18 protein-coding genes and 2 pseudogenes are annotated in these 20,401 nt (G+C 56.8%); 4 read left to right on the forward strand and 16 right to left on the reverse strand.

Going from position 1 to position 20,401, the window contains the following annotated elements; all coding sequences use genetic code 11:
• Nucleotides 1-29: 29 nt before the first annotated feature.
• Both E4Q23_RS19960 and E4Q23_RS19965 read left to right on the forward strand, forming a co-directional pair.
• Nucleotides 30-4,004 carry an Ig-like domain-containing protein gene (locus E4Q23_RS19960; protein ID WP_169068261.1) on the forward strand — a complete coding sequence of 1,325 codons (3,975 nt, stop codon included), beginning with the start codon at nucleotides 30-32 and terminating at the stop codon, nucleotides 4,002-4,004.
• Nucleotides 4,005-4,048: 44 nt separating this feature from the next.
• A complete protein-coding gene (locus E4Q23_RS19965; RefSeq protein ID WP_211203854.1) occupies nucleotides 4,049-4,993 on the forward strand; it encodes a calcium-binding protein in 945 nt (314 codons plus the stop codon).
• A 242-nt stretch (nucleotides 4,994-5,235) separates the two neighbouring features.
• On the opposite strand, the gene E4Q23_RS24230 is transcribed toward E4Q23_RS19965, so the two are convergent.
• Together E4Q23_RS24230 and E4Q23_RS24235 are read right to left on the reverse strand one after the other, a co-directional pair.
• Nucleotides 5,236-5,466 (reverse strand): transposase, encoded by a 231-nt coding sequence (locus E4Q23_RS24230; protein WP_336511743.1) that lies wholly within the window; start codon nucleotides 5,464-5,466, stop codon nucleotides 5,236-5,238.
• An 88-nt stretch (nucleotides 5,467-5,554) separates the two neighbouring features.
• A pseudogene (locus tag E4Q23_RS24235) lies at nucleotides 5,555-5,683 on the reverse strand (hypothetical protein); the annotation flags it as partial.
• A gap of 99 nt (nucleotides 5,684-5,782) precedes the next feature.
• On the opposite strand from E4Q23_RS24235, the gene E4Q23_RS24240 reads away from it, so the two are divergent.
• Together E4Q23_RS24240 and E4Q23_RS19975 are read left to right on the forward strand one after the other, a co-directional pair.
• Nucleotides 5,783-6,172: a hypothetical protein gene (locus E4Q23_RS24240; protein ID WP_248595607.1), complete on the forward strand. Its 390-nt coding sequence runs from the start codon at nucleotides 5,783-5,785 to the stop codon at nucleotides 6,170-6,172.
• Nucleotides 6,173-6,232: 60 nt separating this feature from the next.
• On the forward strand, nucleotides 6,233-6,463 hold the full coding sequence (locus E4Q23_RS19975; RefSeq protein ID WP_169068260.1) for a hypothetical protein: 231 nt from the start codon (nucleotides 6,233-6,235) through the stop codon (nucleotides 6,461-6,463).
• A 22-nt stretch (nucleotides 6,464-6,485) separates the two neighbouring features.
• On the opposite strand, the gene E4Q23_RS19980 is transcribed toward E4Q23_RS19975, so the two are convergent.
• The 14 genes and pseudogenes from E4Q23_RS19980 to E4Q23_RS20045 all read right to left on the reverse strand — a co-directional run bounded on the left by E4Q23_RS19980 (nucleotide 6,486) and on the right by E4Q23_RS20045 (nucleotide 20,118).
• Entirely contained in the window at nucleotides 6,486-7,694 is a 1,209-nt protein-coding gene (locus E4Q23_RS19980) for a glycosyltransferase family 4 protein (protein WP_169068262.1), read from the reverse strand.
• Between the two features lie 13 nt (nucleotides 7,695-7,707).
• On the reverse strand, nucleotides 7,708-8,838 hold the full coding sequence (gene wecB, locus E4Q23_RS19985; protein ID WP_169068263.1) for a non-hydrolyzing UDP-N-acetylglucosamine 2-epimerase: 1,131 nt from the start codon (nucleotides 8,836-8,838) through the stop codon (nucleotides 7,708-7,710).
• Nucleotides 8,835-9,947, reverse strand: coding sequence for a UDP-2-acetamido-2,6-beta-L-arabino-hexul-4-ose reductase (gene wbjC, locus E4Q23_RS19990; RefSeq protein ID WP_169068264.1), 1,113 nt, complete (start codon nucleotides 9,945-9,947; stop codon nucleotides 8,835-8,837). The genes wecB and wbjC overlap by 4 nt, the downstream gene beginning before the upstream one ends.
• 381 nt (nucleotides 9,948-10,328) lie before the next feature.
• Complete coding sequence (locus tag E4Q23_RS19995) at nucleotides 10,329-10,757, reverse strand: hypothetical protein (protein ID WP_169068265.1); 429 nt, start codon at nucleotides 10,755-10,757, stop codon at nucleotides 10,329-10,331.
• A 23-nt stretch (nucleotides 10,758-10,780) separates the two neighbouring features.
• A pseudogene (locus E4Q23_RS20000) lies at nucleotides 10,781-11,816 on the reverse strand (polysaccharide biosynthesis protein).
• Nucleotides 11,817-12,051: 235 nt separating this feature from the next.
• Nucleotides 12,052-12,777 (reverse strand): hypothetical protein, encoded by a 726-nt coding sequence (locus E4Q23_RS20005; protein ID WP_211203855.1) that lies wholly within the window; start codon nucleotides 12,775-12,777, stop codon nucleotides 12,052-12,054.
• Between the two features lie 783 nt (nucleotides 12,778-13,560).
• The gene (locus E4Q23_RS20010) at nucleotides 13,561-14,340 is read right to left on the reverse strand and encodes a glycosyltransferase (RefSeq protein WP_169068267.1); all 780 of its coding nucleotides are present in this window, start codon (nucleotides 14,338-14,340) and stop codon (nucleotides 13,561-13,563) included.
• Nucleotides 14,288-14,695 carry a hypothetical protein gene (locus E4Q23_RS20015; protein WP_169068268.1) on the reverse strand — a complete coding sequence of 136 codons (408 nt, stop codon included), beginning with the start codon at nucleotides 14,693-14,695 and terminating at the stop codon, nucleotides 14,288-14,290. The genes E4Q23_RS20010 and E4Q23_RS20015 overlap by 53 nt, the downstream gene beginning before the upstream one ends.
• A gap of 146 nt (nucleotides 14,696-14,841) precedes the next feature.
• On the reverse strand, nucleotides 14,842-15,396 hold the full coding sequence (locus E4Q23_RS20020; RefSeq protein ID WP_169068269.1) for a hypothetical protein: 555 nt from the start codon (nucleotides 15,394-15,396) through the stop codon (nucleotides 14,842-14,844).
• A 51-nt stretch (nucleotides 15,397-15,447) separates the two neighbouring features.
• Nucleotides 15,448-15,684, reverse strand: a complete 237-nt coding sequence (locus E4Q23_RS20025) for a hypothetical protein (protein ID WP_169068270.1) — start codon at nucleotides 15,682-15,684, stop codon at nucleotides 15,448-15,450.
• 1,434 nt (nucleotides 15,685-17,118) lie between these two features.
• Entirely contained in the window at nucleotides 17,119-18,291 is a 1,173-nt protein-coding gene (locus E4Q23_RS20030) for a lipopolysaccharide biosynthesis protein (RefSeq protein WP_169068271.1), read from the reverse strand.
• On the reverse strand, nucleotides 18,291-18,923 hold the full coding sequence (locus E4Q23_RS20035) for a hypothetical protein (RefSeq protein ID WP_169068272.1): 633 nt from the start codon (nucleotides 18,921-18,923) through the stop codon (nucleotides 18,291-18,293). Before E4Q23_RS20035 ends, E4Q23_RS20030 begins: the two co-directional genes overlap by 1 nt.
• 196 nt (nucleotides 18,924-19,119) lie before the next feature.
• On the reverse strand, nucleotides 19,120-19,398 hold the full coding sequence (locus E4Q23_RS20040; RefSeq protein ID WP_169068273.1) for a hypothetical protein: 279 nt from the start codon (nucleotides 19,396-19,398) through the stop codon (nucleotides 19,120-19,122).
• A 426-nt stretch (nucleotides 19,399-19,824) separates the two neighbouring features.
• The gene (locus tag E4Q23_RS20045) at nucleotides 19,825-20,118 is read right to left on the reverse strand and encodes a hypothetical protein (protein ID WP_211203856.1); all 294 of its coding nucleotides are present in this window, start codon (nucleotides 20,116-20,118) and stop codon (nucleotides 19,825-19,827) included.
• Nucleotides 20,119-20,401: the final 283 nt, after the last annotated feature.

The following is a 20,401-nucleotide window of genomic DNA, read 5'->3' on the forward strand; positions in this document are numbered from 1 at the left end:
ATGTCGGTTCCAGCTCGGAGCCCGACACCGTGCCACTCGACTTCGGCGCCGCAATCGCCATCAAGGCACGCGACGACGCGACGTCCTACAACACCTATCCGGCAACCGCGAGCAACGTCACCATCGCCAACGGCACCATCAACGGCACCAGTACGGGAATCCGTGTTGGCGAACCGGGCAAGGACATCGTCGGTCCGGCGGTCTTTGTCACCAATGTCATCATCACCAATGCCAACGTCGGCCTCTATGAAAACGTGACCCAGTCGGTGCTTTCCGTAACCCATGCGAACACCTCGGTGACCCTGCTGGGTGGTTCGCTGGCTGACACCCTTACGGGCACTGCGCTGAGCGATACCCTGAGCGGCAACGGTGGCGACGACATTCTCATTGGCAATGGTGGCAACGACGCCCTGGACGGCGGTGTGGGCAACGACACTGCCAGCTACACCGAGGACCTCGATGTGGCCGATTTCTCCTACGTAAGCAGCCACATACAGGTCGCTACGGACACTGAGGGCACGGATCAGCTCAGCAATATCGAGCTCGTCACGGACGGTACCAATGTGTTCCGGCTGGTGGGCGCCGGCGGCTACGCCGACAACGCTTCCGCGGTCGCCGCATCCGCTTTGGGCGACATCATCATCGATGGCACCGCGGATTACGATAGCGATCTGGCGGTCACGGTCGTCGATACCCTGGTGAACGCGAGCGAGAGGACCGCGCTTGAATTCACCGTAGCAGGCCTGGACGGCGACGCCACAGCGGTGGTGACGTTCACCGATGGAGGTTCCGCTACGGTGGCCGTCAATGTGGCCGCCGGCGAGAATGGAGTTCCTTACTTTGCCAATCTGATCGGCCTGGTCGACGGCAACATCACCGTCACCATCTCCGCTACGGACTCTGGTCTCCTGACGGCTGCTGGCATCGGTGATTCGTTTGCTTTGGACACCACTGCTCCGCTTGCCGCCACCACCTCGTTCATCCAGATCGCCGACGACAGCGGCACCGCGGGTGACTACATCACCAACGATGCCAGCGTGACGGTTAGTGGCGTGTTCGCTGGAACGTTGAACACGGGAGCTGGAGAGAAGATCCAGGTTTCCGCGGACGGCGGCACGACTTGGGTGGATGCAGGGATCGTGGGCAGCCTCTGGATTGCCGACGGCGTCGGCCTGGTGGAGGGCCCGGGCACACTCAGCACTCGCACCGTCGACACGGCGGGTAACGTCAACCCGGGGGTCAGCCACGCCTATACCCTGGATACCGCCGCCCTGACTCCCGGCGTCGAACTTGCCAGTGACACCGGCATTGATGGAGACAACATCAGCTTCGTCGGCACGGTAAGCGTAACTGACATCGAGGTAGGCGCGATCTGGCAGTACCGCACCCACAATGGTTCTGCCTGGACGGCCTGGACCACCGGTTCGGGCAGCAGCTTCACGTTGGCCGAGGGAAGCTACGCCGCGGGTGCGGTTGAGATCCAGCAAACCGATGTCGCGGGCAACAACAGCACGGTAGGCAGCAATGCGGAGGCAATCGTTATCGATCAGACGCCGCCCGTGGCGCCGAGCGGCCTGGACCTTGCCGCGGCGGACGACAGCGCCAACGACACCGACAACATCACCAATGTGACTACCGCTCTGACGATCAGCGTTGCCGGTGAAAACGATGCCACCTTGGAGCTTTTCGACGACGACAACGACGACGGCATCGTGGACGCCGGCGAGAGCCTGGGCTACGGAACCGTGGCAGGAGGCACCTATAGCTTCGATGTGGCTCTGGCGGAAGGCGTGCACAAGATCAAGGCGATCCAGACCGACGTGGCCGGGAACCCTAGTCCTGTCTCGACTGCATTGGAGATCACGATCGACACGACGCTGGCCACACCGACCGTAGATCTGACCTTCGACAGCGGCACAGACGGTGACTTGCTGACCAACGATGCCAGCCTGACGGTCAGCGCGGCGGCTGGAGACGTCACCCGCATGTTCACGGTGGATAGTGGCACGCCTGCGAGTACCTACGATCCGAATGCCTTGGCCGATGGGACGCACCTGGTTCTGGTCACTGACACCGATACGGCAGGCAATATCCAGTCGGCCAGTATCACCTTCACCCTTGACACCACTCTGGCCACCCCGACCGTGACCCTTAGCGCGGACAGCGGCATCAACGGCGACAACGTGACCAACGACGCCAACCTTGCGTTTAGTTTGGCGGCTGGAGACGTCACCCGCATGTTCACGGTGGATGGTGGCACGCCAGCGAGTACCTACGATCCGAATGCCTTGGCCGATGGCCTGCACTTGGTTCAGGTTACTGATACTGATATGGCAGGCAATGTCCAGTCGGCCAGTATCACCTTTACACTCGATACATTCGTGGCAACGCCTGGCGTCGCACTCAACAGCGACACTGGGAGCAACTCCAGCGATGGGATCACCAAAGACGCCATGGTCAATGTGTCCGGGCTCGAAACAGGCGGGACCTGGCAGTACAGTACCAACAACGGAAGTAGCTGGACGATCGGCACGGGCAGCAGCTTCACGCTGGCGCAATTGCCCTACGCCGCGGGACACATCCAGGTCAAGCAATCCGACCTGGCAGGCAACAACAGCCTGATTGCGAACATCGCCTCTGCGGTCACGGTCGATACCACCGCGCCAAGCGCAATCACAAGCTCCGTAACGGCGATTTCCGAGGATACGGGTACCCCCGGCGATTTCATCACCAACGATGGCATCGTCGACGTCAGTGGGCTGTACAACGATGTGGTGGGCGTGGGCGAAACGATCCAGGTTTCCGCGAACGGGTCGGCTTGGGTGAATGCCGTCCCATTCAGCTCAACCGGTGGCGGCGGTATCTGGGCGGCTGCGAACGTCGCCTTGGTGCCAGGCTCAGGCACCCTGAGCACCCGCACCATCGACACCGCGGGAAATATCACCGTGGGGGCGAATCGTGCCTACACCTACAACGTGATCTACACCGGTACGTCTGGCCCAGAAAACATGCTGGGAACGGACGCCGCTGAGCAGTTCTTCGCGTTGGCTGGCAACGACAGCGTCAACGGTGCCGGCGGCAATGACACCATCGATGGCGGAGAAGGTGCTGACTCGATGCTGGGCGGGCTCGGTGATGATGTCTATTTTGTTGATAATGTGTCGGACGTCGTTATCGAGAACGCCGGCGAGGGAAATGATACCGTCAATAGCTCGCTCACCTGGACCTTGGGAGCCAATCAGGAGAACTTGACCCTTACGGGGACGTCGGCGATTAACGGGACTGGCAACAGTCAGAACAATTTCCTCATCGGCAATCAGGCAGCCAACATTCTGGACGGGAAGGCTGGTGCTGACACGATGTGGGGCGGCGACGGCAACGATAGCTACTACGTCGATAACGTCACCGATGTGATCATGGAGCTGGCAAACCAGGGTACCGACATCGTCTACAGCCTTGTCACTTGGACGCTCGGCGCAAACCAGGAGAATCTCTACCTGTTCGGCAACAATCCGATCAATGGGACGGGCAACAGTCTGGCCAACACTCTCTACGGCAACAATAACAGTGCCGCGAACGTACTCGCCGGCAGCGTTGGCAACGATGCGTATTACGTCGGGGTCGGCGACAGCGTTCATGAACTGTCAGGAGAGGGTAACGACATCGTCTATAGCACTATCAGCTGGACCCTGGAAGATAATGTCGAACGGCTCCACCTGTTTGGTAGCGATGCGATCAACGGGACGGGTAACGGGTTGGCCAATACCCTCTACGGAAATGCTAACAGTGCGGCCAACGTACTCACCGGTGGGCTTGGCAATGATATCTATTACGTTGGGGTCGGCGACAGCGTTTCTGAGCTGCCCGGTGGGGGTAACGATATCGTCTATAGCACCATTAGCTGGACCCTTCAACCCAATGTGGAAGAGATCTACCTGATGGGTAACGCCGCCATCAGTGGGACGGGCAACGATTTGGCCAACGTTCTTCGTACGGAAACGTAACAGCGCCANCCACGTTCTCACCGGTGGCCTTGGCAACGACCGCTATGAAGTTGGNGTCGGCGGACACCACCGTCGAACTGGCGGGCGAGGGTAACGACATTGTCTATAGCAGCGTCAGCTGGGTGCTGGGTGCCCATGTGGAAGATCTCTACCTGAGGGGTAACGCAGCTATCAGTGGGACGGGCAACGAGTTGGCCAACGTTCTTTACGGAAACGGTAACAGCGCCGCCAACGTTCTCACCGGTGGCCTTGGCAACGACCGCTATGACTGTTGGCGTCGGGACACCACCGTCGAACTGGCGGACGAGGGTAACGACATTGTCTATAGCAGCGTCAGCTGGGTGCTGGGTGCCCATGTGGAAGAGCTCTACCTGAGGGGTAACGCAGCTATCAGTGGGACGGGCAACGAGTTGGCCAACGTTCTTTACGGAAACGGTAACAGCGCCGCCAACGTTCTCACCGGTGGCCTTGGCAACGACCGCTATGACGTTGGCGCCGGTGACAGCGTCGTCGAAGAGGTCAATGGAGGCATCGACACCGTCTACAGCTACGCTGCTAGCCACACCCTCTCGGCGAACGTCGAGAACCTGTACCTCAAGGTCAGCGCCGCCGCGACGCTCACTGGCAACGACTTGGGCAACCAGCTGTTTGGCAACGTCGGCAACGACACACTTGCCGGTGGCTTGGGCAACGACACCATCACCGGTGGAGCGGGCAGCGACACCATCCGCTTCGACACCCTTCTCAACGCGCTGACCAACGTCGACACGATCACGGACTTCAGTGTCGTCGATGACACCATCGAGCTGGAAAACGCCATCTTCAACTCGTTGGGCACCACCGGGACGCTGGCAGCCGATTCGTTCCACATCGGGGCGGTCGCGCTCGACGCCAACGACTACGTGATCTACAACAGTGCGACGGGGGGCCTTGTACTACGACGCGGATGGGACAGGGGCCGGTGCCGCGGTCCAGTTCGCCGCACTTAGTGGCGGACTGGCCTTGACCAACGCCGACTTCCTGGTGACCTGAGGAGGCCGATGTCCTGCCGAACCTTGTTGTTCAAGTTCGGCAGGGCGGTCAGTCGGCGGGCGGCATGCCGATAGTGGGGCGTCGCTCGCTGTGCTTAACCATGTCGGACGGCTGTTTTCTTTCCGTTCTTACAGCCGGCCACATGGCAGGTGGCATGCTTTCTCGTCTTGAAAAAAAGAGGCGCTGGAAACTCGGCGCTCTATGTCGTTTCATGTGGAACGGGCAAAAGCCGGGCGAATGGCGAAGCGGGCAAATGGGTGAGCTTTCCAGCGATGAGGTAGGCCCTGGCGATAAAGTTTTCGACGCGGCGATAGCCGCGTGCCCGAGCGCGAGCGCCAGCTTCCTGAAGCGCTCGATTCATCGCTTCGACTCGGCCGTTGTGCTTGCCTGCCTGGAAACCGTTGCAGACGCCAGGAAGATGCTTGGTGATCGTTCTGCCGAGGCGCTTGAAGGGTGCACTGGATCCAGGGCAGGATCAGAAAGCGGGCGTTGTTCACCACGATCTGCAGGTTCCTTTGTCGCTGCTCATCGTACCAACCGACGAATTGCTCACGCGCGGCGAGTTTCCAGGCGCTGGCGCCGAAGCTGAGCAAGGCGACCAGGGTCTCACCGGCGAAGACAAAGTGTCGGCTCTGACTGCCCGCCATGTGCGTGTGACCGAGAGAGTGCTAACGGGCGATGCACTCGTTCCACAGACCCGAGTTCGCCGCGCCGACGATCTGGCGCACAGAGAGAGGCGGCAGTTCATGCACCGGCTGGGTGAGCAACGGTTGTGGATCGGTGGCGTGCGTGGGCCGATAGTCGGGTTGGCGAGGCGCGGCCCGTCGTGCCGCCGGCAGGGTGAACAGGCCGGAAGCGCATCCGGAAATTCTCCCCGACAGCCTGAGCCTCGAAGAATCCCGCGCGACGTCCAACTCGTCGAAGCGCTCTACCCCATTCGCCACGCCGCCGAAACCCTGGGCCGCCGGATCGAAGACAGCTACTTCGCCACCGGCAGCGAAGCCTACGTCAGCGCCTTGCTGGTCTACCAGTACGCCAAAGTTCACAACATCCACACCGGCGCACTCGAAGAAACCCTCGACGACCTCGGTCGCCGCTTTGCCCGCAAGACCAGGAAGAGCACCGAAGCCCCGTAAAGCAAGCCCCCTATCCGGCAGCGACCATCCCGGCCGTTGCCGGACAGGGGTGCCCATGCCATGGATGGATCGATCGATGCCGGAGAAGCAAGGGTCATGCCGACGATCGATCATTCCATGAAAAAATTTGGGATGTTCCATGTCGGCGATAGAACGTTTCATGAAAAGATGGAACGTTTCATCTTGGGGGGACGCAGACAAATGTTCCGTCTGGAAGATCGCCAAACCATCGTGGTCCACATCGACAGCGCACGCCAAGCCGGCGCCTCGCGCAAGCAGGAATCAAGGTAAGTTTCCGAATAACTCGTCAGACTCATTGACCCGTTTTTCCTTCCCCGCCGAGCGCTGACACGATCTGCTGAACAGCTGTCTCCACTGAAAAAAGACGCTTGAACAGATCCCTGCACCGATTACGGCGCTCGAGATCTGCGTCGACGCCATCCAACAATTCCTCCGCCATGCGCAGTAGCGTATTCACCGAGCCGTCTTCACTCACCCGGCCAACCTCTTCCTGCCGAATCATGCCTGCCAGATCGTTCCCTGCGTTGATGTTGGCCAGCACCGGCAAGCCACTTCGCATATAGGTGAGGAACTTCCCAGGGATGTTGTGCGTCTTGTGGCGTGGGTCCAGTGCGACCAGGCCGACATGGCACTGTGCGTACAAGCCGGGAATCTCGTCGGGGTGAATCTCGTCTCTAAACACCACGTTATCGAGGCAACGCGCTTGCGCATCAGCCGCCAGTCGCTTGGCATCACTACCGCGGCCGACGAACAGAAAGCCGACGTCCCGCCGCGCACGCAGGCGTTCGGCCAAATCAAGCAGAATGCCCATGCCCTGCGCCACGCCCATATTGCCGGCGTACACCAACACTTTCCGACCTGCCAGGGGCGTTGCGGCCAGCGACACCGAGCAGCCGGCATGCGGCGCGTCGGCCAACCAGTTCTGCAACACCTCCAAGCGTCGCCCCGGCCCCTTTGTCCAGCGGTCGAAGTACGCCAAATTGCCTGGCGCCTGCACCCCGATCACATCGGCTACCGAGTACTGGTACCTGGCCACCGCGGCAAAGAAGCGGTAGGGCACGCCACGCCCCATCAGGCCCATGTCCACCGCCCACTCCGGGAAAATGTCGCGAATAATCAGGTAACCCTTGCAGGAGCTTGCCTTCTTGAGCGCGCTGGCAAGCGGGCCGTGGAAGATGGACGGCGCGTACCACAATACCCCATCCCACTTGACGTCGGCCAACGGGCTCTTGCGCAACTGGCGCAGCATCGCAAAAGGCATCAGGAACTCGCCGATCGTACGCCGCACGTAGTCGATATCCTTGGTCTTCGGCGCCTTCAGGCGCAACACCTGCACGCCCTCCATATCCTCTAGCGACCAAGGCTCGGCCAGGTCCGCCGACGGCAGGATGACAGTCACCAAATGGCGCTGCCGAACGAACTCTCGCGACAGGTCTCGCAGTTGCACCGCGCCCGACGTGCGCAGCGGCGGGAAGGTGTCCGCGATCAACGCAAGCCGCATGCTCCGCACCCCCTCAGTACTTCTTCCAGACCACGCGATTCACGTAATCCGTATAGCTGTGGATAATCCGCACCACCTTGTCCGACACATTGGGCATGCTGTAGTCAGCCACACGGCGCAAGCTGTGTTCGCTGCCGCGCGCCTGGGAGTCGAGGATTGCCAGCCCCTGGCGCACTCGCTCCACCTCCAGCCCGACCATCATCACCGCCGCTTCTTCCATACCCTCGGGGCGTTCATGCGCCTCGCGGATGTTCAGCGCCCGGAAGTTCAGGATCGACGACTCCTCATTGATCGTGCCACTATCCGACAGCACCGCCTTGGCCGACATCTGCAGTCTGACATAGTCATGGAAACCCAACGGTTTCAGCAGGCGCACCTGCGGATGAAAGGTCGCTCCGGTCGTATCCACCCGCTTCTGGGTACGCGGGTGTGTAGACACAACCACTGGCAGATCGTGATCCTCGGCTAGCGCATTCAATACCGCCACCAGCTTGTGGAAGTTGGCATCGGAATCGATGTTCTCCTCGCGATGTGCGCTGACCACGAAAAATGCATCAGCCATCAAGCCAAGTCGATCCAGCACGTTCGACGCGTCGATGCCCGGCCGGTAATACGACAGGACCTCGAACATCGGGCTCCCCGTCTTGATCACCATATCTGGCGGCAAACCCTCACGCAGTAGATACTCGCGCGCGATCGAACTGTAGGTGAGGTTGATGTCCGCCGTGTGATCGACTATGCGCCGGTTGATCTCCTCCGGCACACGCTGATCGAAGCAGCGATTGCCGGCTTCCATGTGAAAAACCGGCACCTTGCGGCGCTTGGCCGGTACCACCGCCAAACAGCTGTTGGTGTCGCCCAGCACAAGCATGGCCTCCGGCTGCACTTCCGCCAGCACCTGATCGACCCCGATGATGACCTTGCCGATGGTCTCGGCACCGGTCGCGCCGGCCGCGCTCAGGAAATGATCCGGCTTGCGGACCCCGAGATCGTCGAAGAAAATCTGATTGAGCTCGTAATCGTAGTTTTGCCCGGTATGCACCAGTACGTGTTCGCAATGTTCGTCCAGGCGGGCCAGCACGCGCGACAGCCGGATGATCTCCGGGCGTGTTCCGACAACGGTAACGACTTTCAGCTTCTTCATGGCCTGACGTTCATGGCGAATGTGTCCGGCTTCTGCTGATCAAAAATCTCGTTAGCCCAGAGCATCACAATCATTTCATCGTCGCCAATATTGGTGATGTTGTGTGTCCAGCCCGGTACCGTTTCGACAATGCGCGCCTCGCCACCCTTGGTCACCAGCTCGCAGCGCTCCCCGCTAATGATGTGCCGAAAGGCAAAGCGTGCCGTGCCCTTGATGACCAGAAACTTCTCGGTCTTGCTGTGGTGGTAATGCTCACCCCGGGTAATCCCGGGATGCGCCGTGAAGTAGGAAAACTGGCCGCAATCGGGCGTTTTCAGCATTTCGACAAAGACCCCGCGCGAATCCCCGTGCAGCGGCACCGTGTAATCAAATGCTTCCCGTGGCAGGTAACTCAAATAGGTGGCATACAAGGCGCGCAGCAAACCACACCCCACCCGCGGTGTCAGCATCGTCGCCCGGCTCGCCGCAAAGCCACGCAGCGTCTGCTCCAGTTCGCCAACCGTCGTCTCATATTCCGGGCCCGCTGCAACGAAGCCGCTCGCTGTGCCGGGCGCATTCAGCAGCCCGACAAAGGCTTCGATCACGTCATCGACGTAGACCAGGCGTAAAGCGGCCGCCGGATCATTGACCGTGATATCCAGCCCACGCGCGATATTGTGGCAAAACGTCGCCACTGCCGAGTTGTAGTTGGGCCTTGCCCACTTGCCAAAAACATTGGTCAGGCGAAAGAGATAGACGGCTGAGCCAGAGCGCGCGCCATGCTGCAACAGGGCATCCTCGGCCGCCCGCTTGCTTTCGCCGTAAGCATTGTCGAGTGCCGCCTGGGTTGACGAGGTAAGCACCACCGGCGCCCTGCAGCCAGTTTCAGCCAGCGCCGCGCACAGCTCCTCCGTGAATCCAGCGTTGCCGGTCGCAAACTCGCCCACATCCTTTGGCCGATTCACCCCGGCCAGATGAAAGACAAAGCCGGCACCTGTCAGCGCCGCCAGCAAATCGTCGCGCGAAGAATCGAGCGTAATGCCAAGCACGTCCGTATAACCCAATTCGCCCAAGCGAACTGAAAGATTGCGGCCGATAAAACCGTCGGCCCCGGTGATCACGATACGCATATCTACGAAGCCCCATCAAAGACACGAACGAAGAACCAATTCACCTGATCACTATAGCGATCGAGCGACAATAAGCAATGTTAATTAATTGCCTGGCTCGGTTCCAGTAGGTAGCTATTCCGTCGTATCGATTTTATTAACAGCATCCGTCGGGGCAATGAAACTTCTTCATCCTGACCCTGAAGGCTTGCTTTGACCCTAAAGCCAGCGCGTGAGAAAGCCCGAATCCACTCCGCATTTGACCGAAAACGAACACCAACACCAAACGTATTTGCCTTGAGCGATGGCACAACAACGGCAACGATTCGCCCAACCCAAGACAGAATGGGGCTCTTTGTTATTTGAAAAATAAGCCGCCCGGAAATATCCGAAAACCAAGACTCATAAATATACTCGTTGACAAAAATGTATTTCACATGGGGCCTCTTCCATACCGACAAAGCCTGCGTTTGCATAGCCAGCGTTTTTAGTCTCACTTTCTCCCACAAGGTGATGCAGGATTAAATTAAAACAAACTACGCCTTCTCGTCCAGTTATCTCAGGACTTAAGGCGTCTCCTTGTATTGCTTCCACTCCAAGCTCATGGCAAGCCTTCACCGAGGTGACATCCATGTCGATAACTTTGACATTACACTCGCTTTGACTCTTCAACTGGTGGGCGAAGAAACCACATCCTCCACCCATATCAACAATTTCGCCGCACGATGGATTGCCACCCAATAGAGCAACAAAGTCTCGTGCTTGATCCTCAACAAACAGATCGTGATAGAAAGCCTCGAGTTGGTGTTCCGCCAATTTGTTTTGTGCCATTTGTCCCACCCTCAATCTGCCGATTAATCCGTTGCTGTTGCCATTTCGCCGCGCGCGATGCGCTGCATGAAGTCAAGTTTCAAGAGCAAGGCTTTCATACCCGCCACATCCAGGCGTTCGGTATTGTGCGAGGTGTATTCCTCGGCGCTGGTGATCTTCAACTCACCCTCTTCTACAAATTTGTCATAGTTCAGGTCGCGCGCGTCGGCCGGCACACGAAAGTAGCCCGGCAGGTCTTCAGCGTTGGCACGCTCCTCGCGGCTGAGCAGCGCCTCGTAAAGCTTCTCGCCGTGGCGGGTGCCAATCACGCGTACCTCGTGATCCGGTCGTTGCATAAGCTCCAGCACCGCCCTAGTCAGCGTTTCTACGGTGGCAGCCGGGGCCTTTTGTACAAAGATGTCACCGTTGTTCCCGTTCTTGAACGCATAGAGCACCAGATCAACCGCATCATCGAGTGTCATCATGAAACGGGTCATCGCCGGATCGGTCACCGTAAGCATTTTTCCGGCACGCACCTGATCGACGAACAGCGGAATCACCGAGCCACGCGAAGCCATCACGTTCCCGTAGCGCGTGCCACAGATCACCGTACCCGTACCCTCGAGATTGCGCGATGCGGCAACCATCACCTTTTCCATCATCGCCTTGCTGATCCCCATGGCGTTAATTGGATAAACCGCCTTATCAGTACTTAGGCAGACCACCCGCTTAACGCCCGTGGCAATCGCCGCCTCCAGCACATTCTCAGTACCCAGCACATTAGTCCGTACCGCCTCCATCGGGTGGAACTCACACGAAGGAACCTGCTTCAAGGCTGCCGCGTGGAAAACAAAGTCGACGCCACGCATCGTGGAAAAAAACCGCCCGCGAATCTCGCACATCGGCGAGATAGAACTTCAGCTTGGCATTACTATAACTCCTGCGCATATCGTCCTGCTTCTTTTCATCGCGACTAACGATCCGGATCTCCGCCACATCACTCGAAAGGAAGCGGCGCAGGACGGCATTTCCAAAGGAACCTGTACCACCGGTAATAAGCAACGTTTTATCTGTAAACATTAACACTCCATGCGACCAATGTTAAGCCTCGCTTTTACTCGCACATTGCGTAAGCAAAGCCAAGTATTTTTCCGCTCGAGATCGGGGACTAGAGAAGGCAACGGCGTGTGCACGCGCACTACGCAACGCTTCTTTATCTGGGCCACTCCCAGCGAATACTTCAGCAATCGCGTTGACCGCAGATTCAGGTGAAAGTGGATCAAAATAATGTGCGTGTTCTTGACAAATGTCGCGATTAAACGGCCGATCGGATACGAACAATGGTTTTTCCATCGCCATGGCCTCCAGCGGCGTTGCAGAAAAAACATTCCAGCAAGCTTGGAAAGACCACACCGTCCAGCGATTGATAGAACTTCGGACACTGCGCCACCAACAGCGGTCCAACATTGATACAAACATTCCTAAATTCCGCAGAACAGGCCAACCATTCCTTGTCCGTAAAGGTGACGTAGAACTTTGCCCTAATTCGATGGGATTTTTCGAGTAATTTGGCGATAGCCGGAAAAACATCCGTGTTTTTGTGGGAGTAATTTCGCCCAACAAAACCAAGACGCAAGTCACAATCGCTCCCCGGTATATAAAGGGACGACCAAGCGGCCTCGTCCAGGTAAATTGAGGAAAGGCAATTGCGAACCACATGAATGCGTTCGGGTTTGATGCCCAGCTCTCGAACCAAACCATTTTTGACATGCTCGAGCTCAACAACCAGCGAATCAGCACGTTTGAAGAACTGTCCCTGGATCCAATATTTCAACCGCAACGTTAGTCTTTTAATCATCGGAAGCTTGGCGTAACACTCATTATTTGGGTAAATAATCCACGGCTGGGCGAAACCGCAAACATTATTGAAAGGGGTGTACAATTTGTATAGCGGGCCAAAGATAGTAAAAACCACATCTTGGTCGTTTAACACTCTATCGAACCAGATGTTTGACATAGAAGCCCCAAAGGTATCTACCACTTCCAAATCGTGGCCACCAAAAAGCTCTTTTTTTTTGTTCGTTCAAGTTCTTGCTGACTTCGTTCGAAACGACGACTTTCAACTTATCATCAACGGACAGCCCATTGGCGATTTCGTTAACAAACGAAGCCGCGACTTGAACACCACCACCCGCATGGAGATTGGATGCATTTATTAGCAATGACGACATATGAGTTTCAATAAAAGTAAAAAAAAGCTACTAAGCGTTGCTGATCAGACCTCGACTATCTTTTCTTGCTGCGTCGTTTGTAAGAATTGCCATCAACCAAAACGCCGCACTTGTATAGACGACGCTTGAAAGCATCGCCAATATCAGGCTCTATGCGGTTTCGTGTGGAACTGGCCGGTGACCACCGCCGCCAGCCGAAATCCTCTGCGACCCCGAGCAGCGCAGTTGCTGGCGTTGAGGACGCGGTCAAGGGCGGGCGAAGCCCGGCGAAGCGTACCCTCAAGGGCGTCAGAAACGCCAATACGCTCAGGGGCTTCGGGCTGGTTGCGGCTTTTCGCGGCCAGCTCCAGAGCCCGTCCGGGGGCGGGGTCAGGGGTGGGGGCGCCCGATGGGCTCGGCAGGGGAATCCGCCTCACCGGGGGCGGTTCCACACGAAACGACCTAAGCCAGCAATTTGCGCCTGCGGCAAGAAGTAGCACGGGGAGAAAGGGACTTCGTGCCAGAAGTGCTGGAGATAACCATATAGTATATTAGATTGTGCGAATATTTGGTCAACGTCCAGGTACGATAAAAACGGCCTTCCTAGTATTTCATCAACGTTTGCTCGGTCTATCTTTCCCATCCCGAAAGACAGCCGCTCCTTCCTTTGCGAGCTTTTTCCCATTCACAATGACACGAAAGAACTCCAAACGCCGTTTCTCTTTCCCGACGGCACCGATAAGCGCCTCGACCCGGTGGCGATCAAGGGGCACGCCACGCCACTTGGCCACGAACGCTTCGATTGACGCTACCGAGGCAGCGACTCCGCCCTCTGAATTCTCTAGCCGCAAGTAGAAAGAGCAGCCGTTGAGATCGGTATCACTATAGGCACCGATCACCGGCAGGCCATGCGCCAGGTACTCCCTCGTTTTCAATGGGCTCGCCTCCGACATGCCATTTCGGTGTAGCGCAAGCGTACCAATCCCGACGTCCATTTGCGAGTAGAGCGTATGCAATTGCGCCCAGTCCAGAACGCCGTGAGCGATCACGTTGGGGCGCGCTTCCGTCATCCTGATCCCCACGACGTGAAACTCGAAATTCGGAAGCCTGTCGGCGAGATCGACCAACTTGTCCACCCCGTGCCAAACCTGACCATCACTGCCAACAAAGATCGCTTTCGGACGAGCGTTAGCTGCCGGCTCTCTAGGTTCGACTTCGCGCAGATCAAAGCCATTGCCTATGGTCACGATCGGCACATGATTATCTCTATAGCGCCGCGCCAATTCCTCACTGATGCAAACAAAGCCGTCGGCGCGCGTCAGAATTAGTTGCCGACTATATCTAGTATATCGTCCCAGAAAAAAAACCACGCGCCGATGTTTCAGCCATATCATCAGAATTGACTTCGATGACGAGCTTTGGGACGCACTCAAAGACGCCCATAAGCCCAGGCGTCCATGAAGACTGCCGGTAATAGATTATATCTGGGCCGAACTTCTTGACAATCTCTTTTACCTTGGAAAGGGCCATAGCCTTGCGAAGCTTACCCAAGCCGCCGGCCGGATAATCAACAACTGTGCAACCCGGCAAATCGATTAGCGCCACCCCATCGCTCTTCCTTTTTGGAGAAAGAATGACCATTATTACGTCCGCGCCAACAGCCACCCACTCAGCGTACTGCGCCCTTACTTTACGTAGGACACCACTCGGATTGAATGCATCCCATTCTACAAAATACATCAATTTCATTTATTAAAAGCGCCGACCATTGCCAGACAAAAAAGTTCAGACGATAAACCCAGAAACCTAAGCCGAACCAAAGAAAAGCAAATCCAATATATTTTGTAAAGACAATGCCGAGCAAGCCATAAGCGAAACATACGATGCCAAAGACATCAATTGGCGTGTTGTTTGACGAAGTGCTGCGCAGGACTATCGGGGCAATTCTCAGCAGCAGAATCACGAGAAAAGCAAAGGGAATAAAGCCAAAAAAACTGCCACGCACTCAGCAGATTATGAATGTAAGCTCCGAGTGTACCATGCTCACGAATGATCAGGCCCGGATTACCGAAAAGGAACTGGTCGGAGAGTATTACCCATCCCGCGCCGAACGTCTCCGCGCGAGCCTGATAGGACATGTCAGCTTCAAGACCAGCGAAAAAGAGCATCCGTAGCAGCGCTTGGTCGCTTACATTCGCCAATTGTAGCACACCCACGAAAGACGCTACCACTAAGGTAGCAGCGTACGCCAACCGAGCCCGCCCGCTGGAAACGATAAACTCGTAAGCTAGCACTGATCCAAACCCGAGATAGAATTCGGTTCGCCCGCCACCAGCAAAAAGAATGGCAGCGATCAGAGGCAGCACCAGCACCCGTATCCGCCCGGACAAAACTGAATAGGCAAAGAAGCAGATCAGCAGGAGCCTTTCCATCACAAAAAATGTGATCAAACCTGATATTTTCGTCTTCCGAGAGAGCCGAGTACAGGATAAAAAAACGAGTCACCCACGCGGGAGCCTACCAGCAGAGCGAGCAAACAGATAATAATTAGACCAAGAAGATTGTTTGTCTTCACGGTTGCGCCGCTTACCATCATGCCAGCGAAAAAACCAGACGGTATTGCTGATCAGCAATACCAAGGTAAAATAATAGGAGGAGCGGCCGTCTTCGTCGAAGTACTCTTTTTGGGAAACATACTGAACAACGATTGCCAGGGTGCACCATGCCAGAGTGGCCATTACGAGAACGAACTCGCGCGAAAGTTTCTGCGGTGGCGATAGCAGGAAACGCGAGGCGGTCAAAAAAAGCGACCGTTACGATTACATAAAGGAATCCTAACGGCTGCGTCTGCAGGTAGAGAATCATGAACACGCAAACCGCGGCGTAGCCCAGCACGATTGAAATAGAAGCTCTGTGAATAAGCGCAATTGTCTTACGCATGCCCGTCCCTTGATCCATATGGGACTTCAGCCGATGAAGAAACCCTATCGCTGCATTGTGCTGCTTTCTTTTCCGAGCAATGGAGAGGTAAACCGTCAAGTGTCCGAACGCTGCCATATCCGCTGACTTGGCCCGCTGCCGCACTCTCGCGGTCGAGTCTGTGGAAGGGCGACGCGACTAACACGACGGCGCTCTCGGCGTCGGCGGGAAAAGCCATGCGACCAAGATCCGTGGCTGCGTGGGCTAGGCCGAAGTGACGGCACCCTCGCTTGCCGCCAAGCAGTCGCGTCGGTGCGCCGGCGACATCCGTGGCACTGAACAGCGTAAAGTCCCCTGTCTTGTCAGGAGTCCCGCTGCAGACGGCGGTCGTGACCAAGGGAAACGCCTTCCGGTCGCAACGTGCGATGACGCCGAAGCGGGCACTTCGGTAGCTCGCCAGACGCCGACCAGCCGAAGACACAATCTGGCACCTGCCTTCTTGTTCCTCGAGGTTCCGTGCGGGCCCACGAACGAAGTCCGGCTTGACGGCGGCGCGCGGCTTCATTGTCTGATCGACCAAACCCATTGACCACCGGCGGCGTTGGGCGGCATTATGGCAAGCTCGCCTACGGCGGTTAGGATAGCAAAGGCTGCCATGTCGCCATTGTCGACCGGGACGCCCGCGCCACCATCCCCCCGGCGGGACGGCACGGCTCCCTAGCGAGACGATCATCCCGGTGGCGCCATCCTCAAAGAGATCGAGGCCCAGAGGAGCGCCGCCTGAAAGAATGATAGCGGTTACCGCAACCTCGCCGAGAACATAATGTAACGGCTCACGTAACTGGGCGACAGTCTGTACTTGCGAACCTTTGAGCAGCCAGTGACCTAAGCACGCATCCGGGCCGCCATCATCAAGACCTTTAGCTGTCCGGGCATGCCGCAATCCGGCCGCGACGGGGAAGTTGTGCCATCGGCATGAAGCATGGTGAGGCGATAGGGAGCTCGCACCCAAAACGGAGGGAGTAGTCATATTGTATATTATCGTTTGCTAATAATTGGCCTTCGCCACGACCTGCCCAATAAGGTAGTTGCAAAGCAGCCCGCCAACAAGCCACGGTAACACGAAAAGAAAAGCGGCCTTGAGCGGGGCATACAGGGCAGACGCCGAGCACCCCACGACTCGCAGGATAAGCGCCAGATAGCCCGCGTAGAAGATTAGGCCCGAGACGGCATAGACTTCGGAAACTCTTGTGTCAAGTATGTACATTGCCAGCACCACCAGGCCGACGCGCAGAATGAGGCCAAAAAGCTGAACCAAGAAGGCGAGCCTCTGCTGGTTCGTTACGTGCAAGGCCATCGACACGGGCGAAGCGAGAAACTGAAGGATGAACCACGGCGTCATCCATGCCACCAGCACTCCCGCACGATGCCACTCCTCCCCGAAGACGATCGCAAACACACCTGGAGCCACCACGCCGGCAAAAGCCAGTGGGCCCACCCCCCGTCTTGATCAAGCCGCCCATGATGTTGGCCGTGAACACCCCCAGGCGACCAGCCCGATCCTCGTCCGGCGCACGAGAGAGGTAGACCTGCCCCACTGCAGAGCCGATCAAGCCAATCGGCGCCTGCATCACACGCATGGCGAGTACCAGGAAACCGGCCTCGGGCCCCAAGGCGGTCGCCGCGATGATCAGCATGGGAACCTGAATGCCCGCGATGTTCGCAAAGGCTTCGAACGAAGAGTATTTTGGAAACCGATCGTAATCGCGAAACAGACGGCACATTTCGGCCCAGCCAACACGGGACAGCGCCGTCCGGTTGTCCGCGAACACCCTTCGCCCGAGACCAAAGGCACCTGCGCCACTGCTGATCATGTGGCCGATGAGCAGGCCGAGGGGCGCCAGCCCGAGCACACCGAACGTGAGCTGCGTCCCTGCACCACCAACAGCTTGCACCATGCGGGTTCGCGCGATCAATGCAAACTGCTTGTCACGCGTCGCCCAGAACTGAACGGCGCTGTACGTGCTGACAAGCATCACGCCGATAGGCAGTAGCCACACATAAGCCTGGAAGGCCGGCTGGCCAAACAACTGCGCTAGTTGCCGCGGGAACAGCAACGCTGGGACTGCCAAGAGGCATGAAACCAGTGCGGCGAGTGACAGCGCCACGACCAACAGGGTCAAAGCGTCAGAATCCTTCTCCGGCAGGGGGATGGCAATCTCGAAACGCAAGCTAGCAGCAACCGACATGAGCCCCAAAAGGCCGGCGTACACCGCTAGTACACTGAAATCTTGCGGCGTGTAGAGTCGCGTGAGCAGCGGTAGTGCGAGTAACGCAATTATTTGGCCAAAAGCTGTGCCGCCGACCAGCACGGCGGCTGACCGCACAAAGCTATTCTGGCGAAGCCTGTCGAGCTGCTGACGCATTACGAAATATTGCCTTTCATGGTTGCTTCAAGAACTGGGTCGCCGGGCAGATAATTCGTGTAAATTCTGTCCAAGTCATAAAACACTTGGGGACGGAAAGGGAGATATGGCGGTGTTTCCCTGTTGTAATACAAATCAAAGCCGTGCGTTCTCGTGACCACCGACCAGTTTGGTACGCTCCTTGCTGCTTCCGAAACCCCCTTTGTTATTCCTGTATTCCAATAGGTGTAAAGCACGATGGCATCATCTGTGTTGAAGCGGCTGGTTGCCCAGTAGCTCGCTACAGCAGCTCGACGCGACCATGAAACTGCCCGTAGCAGCCCTTTTGGACCGTAGCGAATGAAAGCGGTAGCGAGCTCCGAAAAGTAGATGCTTCTGGAGCTCGATTTTATGGCCAAGGGAATGTGTCTTAAAAGGTCCCTTGATCCCCGACCGAGGAGCTTCGTGAGCGTGGTATCGATCTCGCAGCCACTATCTGGGTCAACGTTTGGGCCAGTCGTATCGCAGGGTGCGATGATGACCCGATCGAAGCGGCGCTTCAGCGGGCCAATCTCAGGACGCACGAACATCACCTCTCGGTGATCGGCAAGGAAAGGGTAGTTATTTGTAATCATCACCAGAGTTGAAGTCATACCGGCAATACCGCCCCCAATGTTTAGAGGATAAACATAAAAAACACAAACCCGCCTTTAATCACGGACTTTGGCTTGCGCAAATCTGCCTCCTGGTTTCCGAAGTCGCAAACGTCCCATGGTAGTGAAAATGAGAGTCCTGCAAGAAAATTCTAAAGCCGAATCCATTCTGCCGTATAGGTACGCAGGAAATTACCTAGCCGGCGCAGTGGTGTTCGCGAGCCGAGAGGACGAAGCCAAGCGATTCAGCCAAAAAAAGATACGACAGAATAATAATACAAGATCCGCCCGAAAGAAACCCAAGCGCCATCGTAACACTACCAAAATAGCCTCCAATGAAAATTCCTGCCGCCTTAACAGCGGCGAAAACTATCTCGATTTTTAAGGCCGTGCGTTGACGGTTATACAATGCGGGCAACATTGCGAAAGTCGCCGAGACGAAGTTTAACATCAGAAAAGGAGTCAGAATTTTCATATAGTCTCCCGCAAGTGCCCAACCCGGTCCGAAGACGAGGGAAAATATCTCTTTCCCAAAAAAAATAGAATTGAGGGCAATTCTAGTGATAACCAGGCAAGACGGACAAGGTACCTACGGACGATATGGTAAACACATCCACCGGAAGCGTACGCCTCGGCCAATTGCTGACTCACTACGTTGCCTACCGCAGAGGACAATAGGGACAGCGGTGCTTGCACAATCCGGAACCCAAAAGCATATAGCCCCACCACGGAATCCGGGAAGAACAACGGTAGCAGAAGCACAGGGAAGCTTGCGGATAACGAGTTAATGAAAGCATGGGGCATATTGTACGCAGGAAACGCTCGGTACCTTCTAGCCTGAACGACAATTCGCTGGAGACTTATTGGCACGCGACTTGCCCGATCAGCGGTATAAAAAAACTCATAGCATTAACATGGATGAAACGGTATAGCCGCTAATTAGAGCAACAACCAAGCCAATGTCTATTTTAAACATCAGACCAGGCGCAACCGCCACCGCCCCGTCAACGGCAACACGAACTAAGCGCTGCGCTGACATCACCCGATAGTTCTTCAGGCGATTGTTGTGGCGATCGAGCAGCGCTGACAGCCTAACAAGCAAGACTGTTGCGCCGCGGAATGAGAACTGCGGACTCATACCGCCCAGTAGGCAGTGTGATAATAGAAGAGCCAAGACCAATATAAAGAGCTGCATCCCCGAAATCGCTGGGGGTATAAGCGCGCGAAAGAATTTGGCTTAACAGGAGAGGAACTGCAAGAGCTACCCCTCTACCGGAAAGCAAGGTCAAGATGGCACGAGCACGCACCTCGGTAGCTCTCCGAACTCACGAGGAGCCGCACCCACTAGATATTGTTTCGTGTGCGAGACGCGGTACCGGCTGCCCCTCCCCCGCAGCACGCGAGCCAAAAATGATTGAGGATGCTGCTGCCCACGGAGTAGTTAGTCAGGCGGCGTTGGCGCTGGTGGGGGGAAAGTG

The sequence above is a fragment of the Candidatus Accumulibacter phosphatis genome (assembly GCF_012939955.1).
GTDB classification, from domain to species: Bacteria; Pseudomonadota; Gammaproteobacteria; order Burkholderiales; family Rhodocyclaceae; genus Accumulibacter; species Accumulibacter delftensis.

What these genes read in the sequence shown, in the direction of transcription:
- E4Q23_RS24240 (WP_248595607.1), top strand. Translation starts at nt 5,783, where the DNA reads ATGCACCGGCTGGGTGAGCAACGGTTGTGGATCGGTGGCGTGCGTGGG.
- E4Q23_RS19975 (WP_169068260.1), top strand. Translation starts at nt 6,233, where the DNA reads ATGGATGGATCGATCGATGCCGGAGAAGCAAGGGTCATGCCGACGATC.
- E4Q23_RS19980 (WP_169068262.1), bottom strand. Translation starts at nt 7,694, where the DNA reads ATGCGGCTTGCGTTGATCGCGGACACCTTCCCGCCGCTGCGCACGTCG.
- wecB (WP_169068263.1), bottom strand. Translation starts at nt 8,838, where the DNA reads ATGAAGAAGCTGAAAGTCGTTACCGTTGTCGGAACACGCCCGGAGATC.
- wbjC (WP_169068264.1), bottom strand. Translation starts at nt 9,947, where the DNA reads ATGCGTATCGTGATCACCGGGGCCGACGGTTTTATCGGCCGCAATCTT.
- E4Q23_RS19995 (WP_169068265.1), bottom strand. Translation starts at nt 10,757, where the DNA reads ATGGCACAAAACAAATTGGCGGAACACCAACTCGAGGCTTTCTATCAC.
- E4Q23_RS20010 (WP_169068267.1), bottom strand. Translation starts at nt 14,340, where the DNA reads ATGATATGGCTGAAACATCGGCGCGTGGTTTTTTTTCTGGGACGATAT.
- E4Q23_RS20015 (WP_169068268.1), bottom strand. Translation starts at nt 14,695, where the DNA reads ATGAAATTGATGTATTTTGTAGAATGGGATGCATTCAATCCGAGTGGT.
- E4Q23_RS20025 (WP_169068270.1), bottom strand. Translation starts at nt 15,684, where the DNA reads ATGGCCACTCTGGCATGGTGCACCCTGGCAATCGTTGTTCAGTATGTT.
- E4Q23_RS20030 (WP_169068271.1), bottom strand. Translation starts at nt 18,291, where the DNA reads ATGCGTCAGCAGCTCGACAGGCTTCGCCAGAATAGCTTTGTGCGGTCA.
- E4Q23_RS20035 (WP_169068272.1), bottom strand. Translation starts at nt 18,923, where the DNA reads ATGACTTCAACTCTGGTGATGATTACAAATAACTACCCTTTCCTTGCC.
- E4Q23_RS20040 (WP_169068273.1), bottom strand. Translation starts at nt 19,398, where the DNA reads ATGAAAATTCTGACTCCTTTTCTGATGTTAAACTTCGTCTCGGCGACT.
- E4Q23_RS20045 (WP_211203856.1), bottom strand. Translation starts at nt 20,118, where the DNA reads ATGCAGCTCTTTATATTGGTCTTGGCTCTTCTATTATCACACTGCCTA.